Below are 11,984 nucleotides of genomic sequence, written 5' to 3'. Positions count from 1 at the left end.
GCCGGCGAGGAATTTTTTGATTTATTTGCGCCAGAACGTCGTGACGTCGGCCTTATCGGCAATGTTAAAAGCAATAATTTGCTTCAATAAGTCGTAGTCCACGTCCTGCGTCCATTTGATGCGACCAAACTTCTTGCCCGGATTATATTTCGCAGCGGCAATCTGATCGGCAAATTGGACCATCACGGGTCCTTCCGGGGCAAAAGCCATGTGCGCCTTGGCCACGCTAAACCCAATGATGAAGGTCCCGTGGTCGGTAAACATCGGTTGGTTCCAAGCAAACCGCTGCTCTAGTTGTGGGAAGGTGTCCTGGACCCAATTCAACACGGTCCTTAAGCGGTCTTGGTGCGCTGGATCATCAATCTTAGCGAGATATTCTTCAAATTCTGCAATCATGCTTTCACCCCTAAACGGTTAATTAATCGTCCCTATTGTACCATGGTTTTCCGGGGGATTATTGCCGCATTAATCGTCAATTTTGGCCTTTACATCTTCAATACATAAACCACACGCAATCATTATATAAGCTTGCTACAATGAACTTCGATTATACCTAAGGAGGCCTCATCAATGTCTCAAACCAACACACCCAATCTCATCGAATTAGTTTTGCTGTCCCTTCTCCTGGTCGGCTTTGGCAGTCCCAGTCTAACTGCCGCCGTCCAAGAACTCCAATCAAAGTAGTGCCAAAAACACCTGGCAACGTCCTTACCCTCCGTTGCTGGATGTTTTTGTTTACGGTTTGTGGGGATAGATATTGGGGTAATGCGTTTACGCTTACATATTATTTGGGTCAGTTTTCTTATCGCTGTTGGGGCGTGATACTGCAGACAGTTTTGCTTAACCCATAATTCTCTACCTGCTTAGACCGGTAATCTTTCTCTCGCCCTTATATCCTTGATTCTGGCAGCTTCCGAAACGTGCCACTACCGGGCAGACAGTTCCGCTTAACGTCAAACCCTATAATCTTCTATTTGCTTAGACCGTTAATCTTTCTCTCGCCCCTATATCCAGGACCTGGCAGCTTCCGAAACGTGCTCCACGAGCCAGGTCCCTGCGCTTAACCCCGGCTAAGCAATGACCCAAGCCCAGGGTCATCACTTAGCCGACGTTAATGCTCAGGACCTAAACGGCTCGTTCCGCACTCTTATACAAAAAATCACCACACATCTCTGCGTGGTGACCTTACCAATCAATCTTTGTGAATCATTAAATGTTTAGTGGAATTGCATCCCGCCGTCAACTTCGAGAGTTTGACCGGTGATGTAATTTGAATCTGGACCTGCTAAGAAGGCAACACCATTAGCAACGTCTTCTGGTTCTGACAGACGGCCTAAGGTAATGTCCTTAGCAAAGGTTTGCATACCCCATTCGTCGTCTTTACCAGCGTTTTGACCAACCTTGTGGGCAATGTCAAACATCATTGGCGTCTTAACGATCCCTGGTGCGTATGCGTTAACCGTAATTCCTTCGGCAGCTAAGTCACGGGCAGCAACTTGTGTAACCCCCCGGATGGCAAACTTAGTCCCACTGTAGAGGGCCAAGTTAGGGTTCCCGACAACACCGGCTTGAGAAGTAGCTGAGATAATCTTCCCGCCATGGCCGAGTTCCTTGAATTTAGCGTGAGCAGCTTGAATCCCCCACAGAACACCACCAACGTTAACGTGGTAAACTGTGTCGAATTGTTCTTGGGTGATCGTGTCGATTGGGGTAGTTGGGCCAAGGCCGGCGTTGTTGACGATAACGTCAAAGCCGCCAAGCTTTTCTGAGGCTTCCTTAACTGCCGCAAAGACACTGTCGCGGTCGGAGACATCCGTCTTGACTGCAACGGCTTTTCCACCATCAGCTTCGATAGCAGAAGCAACCTTGTTGGCATTATCTAAGTTCAAATCAGCAATTGCAACTGCGAAACCGTCGCTAGCTAAGCGCTTAGAAATAGCTTCACCAATTCCTTGTCCGCCGCCAGTAACCATTGCTACTTTTCCATTTGATGCCATGTGCCATTCACTCCTTCAGAATAAGTAAATTTCCAGGTACGCTCTTATCATAACGGAAAAGTTATGAAAAGGAAAGCGATTACACTACAAATCGTGAAAAAATGTTCATTAAAGAATAAGCAGGAAACCTGCGATTTCAATCGCGAGATGAATGCCAGAACTTAACATTTTCTAAAACATATGTTCTCCTATTGGAAGACTAAGCATGGTATACTTAGACCAATCTTCAGGGGAGGTAGCCATTGGTTAAATTAGGTCGAACGATTAAATTGCGACTCTATCCAGACAGTAAACAGTCGACGGAATTTTTGGCAATGAGCCGAGAGTACCAGCGATTAGCTAATATTGTCAGTCAATGGATCTTTGACCACGAGTTTCCGTTAAGTTGGTTAAAAATCAATCACCAGCTGTACCAAGTCCTCAGACAAGAATCGCCATTGAACAGTCAAATGATTCAGTCTGTCTTTCGGACGGTCGCAGCACGTTACAAAACTGTTCAGGAACAGATGAAGCAACATTCTCGCCGTTATAAGAACGAAGACAACAAGTGGATTCAAGTTCCCAGAGACTTGAACTGGCTGGTGAAACCCATCTATTTTCGTCGACCACAGGCAGATTTAGTTCGTCAAAGAAATTATTCCTTTGTGGATGAGATGAAACAAATATCAATCACCACCCTGGGTAAGCGGACGAAGCTGTGCTTTACCGACAAAGGCTTCGAAGACTATTTTCACGGAAATTGGAAATTTGGTACCGCAAAGTTAGTCCACAATCGTGGCAAATGGTTTCTCCATATTGGTATCACCAAGGAAGTTGACGACTTTGATAAACAGGGCTGTCCGAAGATTGTCGGCATTGACCGCGGTTTACGTTTCCTGGCAACAATCTATGATCACTTGGGCAAGACGTTGTTCTTTGACGGACAGAAAGTTTTACGCAAGCGAAAGAGGTTCCTAGAAATTCGGCGACAACTGCAGAGTAAAGGTACCAAGTCTGCCAAGAAAAAACTTAAGCAACTAGCTCAACGAGAGAACCGCTGGATGTCCGATTTGAATCACCGGATAGCCAAGACACTCGTTGCCCTATATGGTTCGCATACACTTTTTGTCTTGGAAGACTTGACCAACGTAACATTCAACACTGATGATTTACCTAGGTCTTTGCGTAACAGCCATCGTTCTTGGTCTTTCTTCCAGCTAGAATCGTTCTTAACGTATAAAGCTCAGGCCATTCAAAGCAACGTCGTGAAGGTGAATCCAGCATTCACCTCACAACGCTGTCCCAAGTGTGGACTAGTTGAGAAAGCCAGCCGCCATCACGATACACATGAGTATTGGTGTAAACAATGCCAGTATCGGTGTAATAATGACCGATTAGGAGCCATGAACATCGAAATGCTTGGTCAAGAGTGGTTGAATGGTGTCAAGCACCCAAAGATTAAGAAACTAACGACTGTTGGGTAGATCCTGATAGTTAAACGGGTAGCCGTCAATTACCCGATGATGTTGCCACTACGAGTAGGAGTGCCTGCCAGGCATGTTGGACTACTGTGTCGCCAGACACGTGAGCGACAAGCCTCTGAATTTATTCAGGGGCAATTGACAGTTTGCTCACTTAAAAAGGCCGTCTCTGTGCCGATAGCTTTCTGAAAGACTCCACCTAGAATTTTCCGGTTGGAACCTCTGCGCAAAGAAACCGATCCGTCAAAAAGAGCCCGACAACAGTGTCAGGCCCTCAGTTAGTTATCTATTTAACTTACTTCGTTGCACTCAAAGTCGTGGCTTCTTCGCCAGCCTTTTCCCGCAACGTGGCTTCGATGTCTTCTAAAGAGCGGTTCCGGGTTTCGAAAACCTTCTTTTGGACGAACCAGATGGAGACGAAGCACAGCACACCGTAACCGATGAACAGGCTCCCGGTCCCAAAGAAGTCCAGCAAAGATGGGAAGGTTAAGGAAACGATCATGTTCGCCGTCCAGTTAATCACGGAAGCAAAGGAGTTCCCTAAGCCCCGGATATTCAATGGGAAGACTTCCCCAATCATGACCCACATCACGGGACCCCAAGTTGCGGAGAAGAAGGCAATGTAGATGGTCAAGGCAATCACGGAAATGATAGCCGCCGTTTGCGAGCCACCGGAGAACTTCATCCCAAAACTCATAACGAACAGGGAAATTCCCATCCCAACGGCACCGATGTTCAACATCTTTTTCCGGTCGATCTTATCCATGATGGTCACAGCAATCGCGGTCACAATCACGTTGAAGACCCCAATTCCAATGTGGGCCAGTAAGGCAGCGTCCACCCCGAAACCAACGTCGGTGAAAATGGTTGGTGCATAGTAGAGCACCGTGTTACAGCCCATGACCTGTTGGAAAATAGCCAGGCCCAACCCGATGATCAATGAAGGACGAACCATCTTTCCAAATAATTCGGACCAGCCGCCGCTCACAATTTGGGCTGAAGCTTCAATGGCGTCAACTTCCTTTTTAACGGCAACTTCGTCATGCTTGTTCATAGTTTCGAGAACTTCACGTGCCTGATCCATGTGGCCTGATTTGACCAAGAACCGCGGACTTTCGGGTAAAATCAACCCACCCAAGAAGAGCAAGGCTGCTGGAACCGCAGCGAACCCGAGCATCCAGCGCCAGCCACTGTACATGCCAGAAAAGCTGTAGTTGGTGATGTAGGCCAAGAGAATCCCGCTCATAACCATCAGTTGGAACAGACTGGAGACGGTCCCCCGTTTGTCAGCTGGTGAGAGTTCTGCCAGGTACGTGGGAATCAAGGCTGAGGCAGCCCCGACGGCCATCCCTAAGATAATCCGTGACACAATCAGCGTCCAGAATTCGGGTGAAAAGGCAGAGCCTAACGCCCCGATGAAGAAGATAATAGCAGATAACAGTAATAATTTCCGCCGGCCGTAACGGTCAGACGATGGCCCGATGATGGCGGCCCCTAAGATGGCCCCTAACAGGACGGCACTAACGACCCAGCCCTGTTGCCAGGAACCTAAATGCATTTGTTTTTGAATGAATAAGATGGCTCCGGAGATGACACCGGTATCATACCCAAAGAGTAATCCACCGAGCGCACCGAAGAAATAGACAAATCCGGTTGAAACTTTTCGCATAATCTCGCTCCTTATGCGGCCCTTAGCCGTTGACGTAATAATTTCGAGAATCTTGTGGTGTTCTGTCAGTTAGGAATCGGGCAACCGGCCGTCTCGCGGTCTGATTTCTGGATTGGTAGCGTGGCAAACGCCTATCTATGTGAATAAGTGTAAGTTGGTATTCCAGTTGGTTGATTGTCGCAACCAACCATGACAATTATGTTATCACATTTCATCTATTTTTGAAAGCGTTTTCTGTTTAACGGTTTATTTTGTAATAATTAAAAATGGCTGCCTGCAAATTGCGAACAACCATCTTTAGTGTTCAAACGCCTACAGTCACGTGGGTGTTTAGATTATTTAGCGGTACTCAAGTCATTAGCCGTCTCGCCAGCCTTGGCCCGCAGTGTTGCTTCAATGTCTTCCAGCGAACGGTTCCGCGTTTCAAAGACTTTCTTCTGGACGAACCAGATGGAAGCGAAACACAACACACCGTAACCGATGAACAGGCTCCCGGTCCCAAAGAAGTTCAGAAGGGCTGGGAACGTCAGGGAAACGACCATGTTAGCCGTCCAATTGATCACACTGGCAAAGGAGTTTCCGAGTCCCCGAATGTTGAGTGGGAAGACTTCCCCAATCATGACCCACATCACGGGACCCCAGGTTGCTGAGAAGAAGGCAATGTAGATGGTCAGCGCAATCACAGAAATAATGGCTGCGGCTTGTGAGCCACCGGAGAATTTCATCCCGATACTCATGACGAACAGGGAAATTCCCATCCCAACGGCACCGATGTTTAACATCTTTTTCCGGTCGATCTTATCCATGATAGCCACCGCAATCGCCGTGACAATCACGTTGAAGACCCCAATCCCGATGTGAGCCAGCAAAGCCGCGTTCACGCCGAAACCAACGTCGGTAAAAATGGTTGGGGCGTAGTACAACACCGTGTTACAGCCCATGACCTGTTGGAAGATGGCCAGGCCCAATCCAATGATCAGCGATGGCCGGACCATTTTCCCAAACAGTTCGGACCAGCCGCCATTTTTCATCTGAGCCTGTTCTTGAATCTGGTTCAATTCCGCGTCAACTGCGGCCGTATCGTGTTTGTTCATGGTATCCAAGACGGCCCGGGCTTGATCCATATGCCCCGTTTTTGCCAGGAACCGAGGACTCTCGGGCAGAATCAATCCCCCCAAGAATAGTAAGGCAGCGGGAATCGCCGCAAAGCCCAACATCCACCGCCAGCCGGTTGGCACACCTGCCCAGGCATAATTGGTAATGTAGGCCAGCAGAATCCCAGTCATGACCATCAGCTGGAACAGACTGGAGACCGTTCCCCGTTTGTCAGCGGGAGATAATTCGGCCAAATACGTGGGAATCAGCGCCGAAGCGGCCCCCACGGCCATCCCGAGAATGATTCGGGAAATGATCAGCGTCCAGAATTCTGGCGCTAACCCGGAGCCAATCGCCCCGACGAAGAAGATAATAGCTGATAACAGTAACAGTTTGCGCCGCCCGTAGCGGTCAGAGGATGGCCCAATGATGGCGGCCCCCAGGATCGCGCCCAAGAGCACGGCACTCACGACCCAGCCCTGTTGCCAGGAACCCAGGTGCATCTGCTTTTGGATGAATAGGATTGCGCCAGAGATTACCCCGGTATCGTAACCAAAGAGTAAGCCGCCCAACGCGCCAAAAAAATAAACAAATCCGGTCGAAACTTTTCGCATAGATTTCGCTCCTTATGTGGCTTTGCGCCATAAATTCTTTAAAAAGTGACAACGTATGTGGAAGTATAGCTGAACATGTAAGTTGGTTTTGCTGTTGGTTGGTCGGGTAAACCAACCTCAGCAAGTAGAATACCATCTTTCAGTTATTTTTGAAAGCGTTTTCTTTTAAAAAATATGAATCTTAGCTTATTTGACGAGTTTCTGAAAGCCATCGACCACTCGCTAAGGTTAGGTTTAATCCTTGCTTTAGCGGTTTACGAGTTACCCAAAATTCTCGGCTGAAAATTTTCCGTGAAATTGGTCTAACCACGTTAAGTCAGTCTGCCTATTTCCCACCAACCTTCATCTTTCGCGGGCGGTCTGCTACACTAAAGGTATGGGGAAATTTTTAGGAGGAAATCTACATGAAAACCACAACACCTTTACTGGTCCTTTTCGATCTATGGTGCCTTTTAGCCATTGCACAATTGCCACTCATCTATAATATGGGCGGTTTTTACAAGCCAATCGTCAATTACCTAATCATTCTAGCAATCACCTACTTTGCCTTTCACGGATTTGTTTCTGACAACCGGGGCGTGAATCGCATGCATACCGTGGCTTGGGCGTTACGTTGGCTCGCACTGGGCTTAACCTTGCTTGCCTTCGCCGCCACCATCGTTAGCCAGTCGCTACACTTAATTTAGTTAACACAAAGGGCTCGGAATCCTATTCCGGGTCCTTTTTCATCCCACGACAAATACCCCAACCAACGTCATTGTCAGTTCGGGTATTGTCTCTATTAAACAGCGTGTTGCCAGTCGCCACTGACCAGCAGGCTACAGTTCAGCCTTCCGGTACGCCAGTAACTGCGCACTGATGCTCTTGGTTTGTTGATAAACTTGCTTGTAAATCGCATGCATTTTGGCATACTTCTTGACGTTCTCAGGGTTTGGTTCGTAAGCCTTGCCGAAGTGCACGAAGGTTTCGGCACAGTCTTGGAGCGAGTCAAACCAGCCCAGACCGGTGGCCGCAATCATCGCCGCCCCCATCCCTGGTCCCTGTTCGTTAGTCAGGCTGACCACTTTACGGTTAAAGATGTCGGCCTGAATCTGCAGCCAGAGGGGACTCTTGGCCCCACCACCAATGGACACGACCGTATCGAAGTCACCGCCATTTTCCTCATAGATATCAAAGAGATCTCTAAAAGAGTAGCTGATGCCTTCCAGCACGGCGCGGACAAAGTCGTAGCGTTGATGCGTCCCATCGACACCGGTGAAGCTTCCCCGGATATCAGCGTCCGCGTATGGCGCCCGTTCACCCACGATGTACGGCGTGTACAGCAGGCCATTGGCCCCAACCGTAGACTTGGCAGCACTCGACACGAATTCTGTAAAGTCTTCGGCCGGCGCAAAGGTCTTCTTAAACCAGCTCAACGAGTAGCCGGCAGCCAAGGTCACACCCATGGAATAGTATTTGTCAGGAATGGCGTGGTCCTCAAACTGCAGGACGCCATGGTAGTTCACGTCGGCATTGTCTTCGTATTTCAGCACAACGCCGGAGGTCCCAATGCTGGAGAGCACCATGTTCGGGTGTAAAATCCCCGCGCCCACGGCCCCAGCAGCGTTGTCAGCGGCCCCACCAAAGACCTTGGTGGCAGTCGTCAATCCAGAGAATTCGGCGTAAGCGGCCGTGACCGTCCCCGCAAAGTCCACCGACTTGATCAATGGTGGGCACATGCTCATCGGAATGTCGAAGGTGTCACAGATTTTTTCGCTCCACTCACCTTTGGCAACGTCGAGTAAAACAGTCCCGGTGGCGTCGGAGTAATCCATGGCAAGGTTGCCGGTCATCCGGTAACGCACGTAGTCTTTCGGCAGCACAAAGTACTTGGCCTTGGCCCAGATGTCGGGTTCATTTTCCTTGACCCACAACAGCTTGGTCAGCGTAAAGCCTTCCAGCGGTTGGTTCCGGGTGATGTCCACAAACTCGTCGCCCAATTTGGCTTCGATCTCTTCACGTTGTGGCGTACTCCGGGTATCGTTCCAGAGAATGGCCGGACGCAGGACCTTTTTGTTTTCGTCCAACAAAACTAGCCCGTGCATTTGACCAGAGTAGCTCAGGCCTTCGATGTCTTCAGCGGCCAGGTGGTCGTTTAAAATCAAGCGCACGATGGCCACGGTCGTCCCAGAAACCCAGTCTTCCGGATTCTGTTCGTTGTAGCCGGGTTGCTTCTGGATCAAATCGTAATCAAAACTTTCTTGGGCAACAATCTGCCCGCTATGGTCGAGGGCGGAAACCTTGACGGCACTGGTGCCGAGGTCCACGCCGAGTACGTACTTCCCCATGGGTTATACCTCCTAGATGGCTTTTTCATTTGGTTTAGGTTTTGAATTGTGTGAAACACCTCGTTGGCAGCGCCTCCGGGGTAGTGAAAATGAGACCGGGACGCTGTGGGCGAACGTCTGGAGCCATAGAACGGTCTCCAGACTTATTTTGAGCCTCCAAAAGCGAGTCTCAAAACTATCAATTCTCTAACCAGCAAGGTCCGCTGCTAAGAGAATTCCCACGGCTAGGCTCATTTTCACTACCCCTGCGGCTAACGGGTGTTTAGCCCAACAAAACTAATCGCATTTCACTTATTGATTGACTAACTGGTTGTTAGATTGGTTTAAACCGCCCAATCAGCTAGCCTTATTTTACCGGATTGTACTTCTCAATAACACTTGCCCACTTCGCACAATCCAGTCACGAAAATTGGCGGACGAACACACCGTTCGTCCGCCAATTTAATGTCAGTTATTTCGTATTCAACTGAAGATTACTTGCTAAGGGTTTCAACGATGTAATGGTTGATCGTGTCCTTAACTTCTTCAAGGTGATCTGAGTGCGTAGCAGCAATCAATTCTGATTGTGGCTTGTCGATAGCGTACTTTTCAAGGGACTTGAAGTCAGCCTTGCCGCTTTCGATGTCAGCACCGACACCAGATTCGTATGAGCTGTAACGGTCAGCCTTCAAGTTGTCCAAGAAGCCGTCTTCCTTCATAGCAGCAGCAACACGCAGGCCGGCAGCGAAACTGTCCATCCCAACAATGTGGCCTAAGAAGAGGTCTTCTGGGGCAAATGATGAACGACGAGGCTTAGCATCGAAGTTCAACCCACCACGAGGTCCGATGCTGCCGTTTTCAACAACTTCGTACATTGCGGCAGTGGTTTCGTACAAGTTAGATGGGTATTCATCGATATCCCAGCCGATCAGCTTGTCGCCTTGGTTGGCATCCAATGAACCGAGCATGCCGGCTTCACGAGCAACGCGAATTTCGTGTTGGTAAGTGTGACCAGCCAAGTTAGCATGGTTACCTTCAAGGTTCAGCTTGAAGTCTTTCTCCAAGTCGTATTCCTTCATGAAGGCAATCGTGGTAGCGGCATCAAAGTCGTATTGGTGCGTCGTTGGTTCCTTAGGCTTTGGTTCGAGCAGCATTTGTGCGTCGAAGCCAATTTCGTTAGCGTAGTCCTTAGCCATGTGGAATAACTTAGCAGCATGTTCTTGTTCTTGCTTCATGTTGGTGTTCCAGAGTGATTCGTAACCTTCACGGCCGCCCCAGAAGACATAGTTTTCAGAACCGACACGCTTACCAATTTCCAAGCTGTGCTTCAATTGGGCAGCACTGTAAGCAAAGATATCAGCGTATGGAGAAGTCCCAGCACCTTCGACGAAACGAGGGTTGGAGAACATGTTTGAGGTGTTCCAGAGAACCTTCATGCCAGAAGTCTTTTGGTATTCAACAATCTTGTCAACAACCTTGTCCAGGTTAGCGTTAGTTTGACGTAACGTGTCGCCTTCAGGAGCTAAGTCCCGGTCATGGAAGCAAAGGTAGTCAACGCCTAATTTGTTGTAGAATTCAAATGCAGCGTCAACTTTAGCCAAAGCTAAGTCCATTGGGTCGGTGTACTTGTCGTAAGGACGTTGCGCAGTCCCGTCACCGAATGGGTCGACTAAGCGTTGATCAAAGGTGTGCCAGTAAGCTACGGCAAACCGTAACCAGTCTTTCATCTTTTTACCAGCAATAACTTCTTCTGGATTGTAGTATTGGAAACCTAAACCTGATTTTTTATCTTGATGGCCGACGTATTGAATCTTGTCGACGCCTTTCCAGTATTCTTCAGTCATAATTTTATAATACCCTCCTAGTTAGTTCGTTGCGACAACCAACTTACAAATCCTAGTATACAATCTTTTTTCGTTATTGCAAGCGTTTTCTTGAAGAAAGTTGAAAAACTTTTTGGTGAGCGTATTGGGGTGATTCATGGCGTGATTTTCGAAAGTTGCTTGGTGAATCGTCGAATCTGACTGACTCTCGCAGGTTAGTTTACTTTCGTTTGTTGATTTAGCCAACTAAGGAAAAGCGTGTGGTTAGTTAATCCAACTAAAATATAGGCACAAATCCGTAAAAGGGCATGTCCTTCCATGGGGGATAAATACGACTATGACAGCTTATAATTGCTAAAGACGTTGACGGTATTTTCATATAATAACTATGTTTAACTTTTATTAGTATATGGTAGATTTTATTTAAACTACCCACTATACTGGTGATGAATGGTGTGGGTTAGCAACTGATAAATATAGGCAGTCATCCCCCACCATCATTGACCTTAGCAGTGATTGCACAGACATTAGGGGAGGAATTGTCATGCTAGATACTAATAATCATTCAATTCATTATAAAATGTACAAGAGTGGCAAGTCGTGGGTCTTCGCCGGCCTCATTTCGGCTGGCCTACTATTGAGTTTTGGTGGTGAAACAGCCTTCGCTGATACACCCGCAGATTCAGATTCTGCCGCACCACAGACGGAACAAGTTAGTCCCGAAAAAACAGTTGAACAACCATCAAGCCAAGACAACCCCACTACTCTGCCCAAGGCCGATTCTGATTCTGCCCCAGTTCAATCCTCTGAAGATAACATCCCGACTGAGCCTAAGGACAGTCAACCAGATAACGACCCTGCACCTAGTGATGCGCCTGATAAAAATGTTACCCTACAAGATAATGAAGAAACGAATCCTTCAAACTTACATAAGAACAACTACCCTGAATTATTCATACCTTCCAAAAAAGTCGTCAGTTTTCATGTTTTTCAAAAACTGACGGCTTTTGATCTTGCTTA

Annotated in this window: 9 protein-coding genes; 3 read left to right on the top strand and 6 right to left on the bottom strand. The window is 48.0% G+C overall.

Annotated features, from left to right (window positions below; translation table 11 throughout):
• Positions 1-21: 21 nt before the first annotated feature.
• Both JUF13_RS09745 and JUF13_RS09740 read right to left on the bottom strand, forming a co-directional pair.
• Positions 22-396: an iron chaperone gene (locus JUF13_RS09745; protein WP_308439872.1), complete on the bottom strand. Its 375-nt coding sequence runs from the start codon at positions 394-396 to the stop codon at positions 22-24.
• Positions 397-1,217: 821 nt separating this feature from the next.
• Positions 1,218-1,997 (bottom strand): (S)-acetoin forming diacetyl reductase, encoded by a 780-nt coding sequence (locus JUF13_RS09740; protein ID WP_125765394.1) that lies wholly within the window; start codon positions 1,995-1,997, stop codon positions 1,218-1,220.
• Between the two features lie 242 nt (positions 1,998-2,239).
• Between JUF13_RS09740 and JUF13_RS09735 the strand changes: the two genes are divergently transcribed.
• Complete coding sequence (locus JUF13_RS09735; protein WP_203639516.1) at positions 2,240-3,460, top strand: RNA-guided endonuclease InsQ/TnpB family protein; 1,221 nt, start codon at positions 2,240-2,242, stop codon at positions 3,458-3,460.
• A gap of 292 nt (positions 3,461-3,752) precedes the next feature.
• Here JUF13_RS09735 and JUF13_RS09730 read toward each other — a convergent pair whose 3' ends face one another.
• A complete protein-coding gene (locus JUF13_RS09730) occupies positions 3,753-5,126 on the bottom strand; it encodes a sugar porter family MFS transporter (RefSeq protein WP_203639514.1) in 1,374 nt (457 codons plus the stop codon).
• A gap of 335 nt (positions 5,127-5,461) precedes the next feature.
• The gene (locus JUF13_RS09725; protein ID WP_203639512.1) at positions 5,462-6,835 is read right to left on the bottom strand and encodes a sugar porter family MFS transporter; all 1,374 of its coding nucleotides are present in this window, start codon (positions 6,833-6,835) and stop codon (positions 5,462-5,464) included.
• Between the two features lie 404 nt (positions 6,836-7,239).
• On the opposite strand from JUF13_RS09725, the gene JUF13_RS09720 reads away from it, so the two are divergent.
• The gene (locus JUF13_RS09720) at positions 7,240-7,521 is read left to right on the top strand and encodes a hypothetical protein (RefSeq protein ID WP_203639510.1); all 282 of its coding nucleotides are present in this window, start codon (positions 7,240-7,242) and stop codon (positions 7,519-7,521) included.
• A 132-nt stretch (positions 7,522-7,653) separates the two neighbouring features.
• Here JUF13_RS09720 and xylB read toward each other — a convergent pair whose 3' ends face one another.
• Positions 7,654-9,162: a xylulokinase gene (gene xylB / locus JUF13_RS09715; RefSeq protein WP_203639509.1), complete on the bottom strand. Its 1,509-nt coding sequence runs from the start codon at positions 9,160-9,162 to the stop codon at positions 7,654-7,656.
• A gap of 473 nt (positions 9,163-9,635) precedes the next feature.
• On the bottom strand, positions 9,636-10,985 hold the full coding sequence (gene xylA, locus JUF13_RS09710; RefSeq protein WP_125765399.1) for a xylose isomerase: 1,350 nt from the start codon (positions 10,983-10,985) through the stop codon (positions 9,636-9,638).
• Positions 10,986-11,508: 523 nt separating this feature from the next.
• Between xylA and JUF13_RS09705 the strand changes: the two genes are divergently transcribed.
• The coding region (locus JUF13_RS09705; RefSeq protein WP_203639507.1) for a KxYKxGKxW signal peptide domain-containing protein at positions 11,509-11,984 on the top strand (476 nt) is incomplete at its 3' end.

Source organism: Levilactobacillus wangkuiensis (genome assembly GCF_016861605.1).
Classification (GTDB): domain Bacteria; phylum Bacillota; class Bacilli; order Lactobacillales; family Lactobacillaceae; genus Levilactobacillus; species Levilactobacillus wangkuiensis.
The sequence above is the reverse complement of the archived record's forward strand: the minus strand, read 5'-3'. Positions and strand labels throughout refer to the sequence as shown.

Excerpts from the sequence above, each read along its gene's own strand:
- JUF13_RS09745 (WP_308439872.1), bottom strand. The coding sequence starts at position 396 with ATGATTGCAGAATTTGAAGAATATCTCGCTAAGATTGATGATCCAGCG.
- JUF13_RS09730 (WP_203639514.1), bottom strand. The coding sequence starts at position 5,126 with ATGCGAAAAGTTTCAACCGGATTTGTCTATTTCTTCGGTGCGCTCGGT.
- xylA (WP_125765399.1), bottom strand. The coding sequence starts at position 10,985 with ATGACTGAAGAATACTGGAAAGGCGTCGACAAGATTCAATACGTCGGC.
- xylB (WP_203639509.1), bottom strand. The coding sequence starts at position 9,162 with ATGGGGAAGTACGTACTCGGCGTGGACCTCGGCACCAGTGCCGTCAAG.
- JUF13_RS09725 (WP_203639512.1), bottom strand. The coding sequence starts at position 6,835 with ATGCGAAAAGTTTCGACCGGATTTGTTTATTTTTTTGGCGCGTTGGGC.
- JUF13_RS09740 (WP_125765394.1), bottom strand. The coding sequence starts at position 1,997 with ATGGCATCAAATGGAAAAGTAGCAATGGTTACTGGCGGCGGACAAGGA.
- JUF13_RS09720 (WP_203639510.1), top strand. The coding sequence starts at position 7,240 with ATGAAAACCACAACACCTTTACTGGTCCTTTTCGATCTATGGTGCCTT.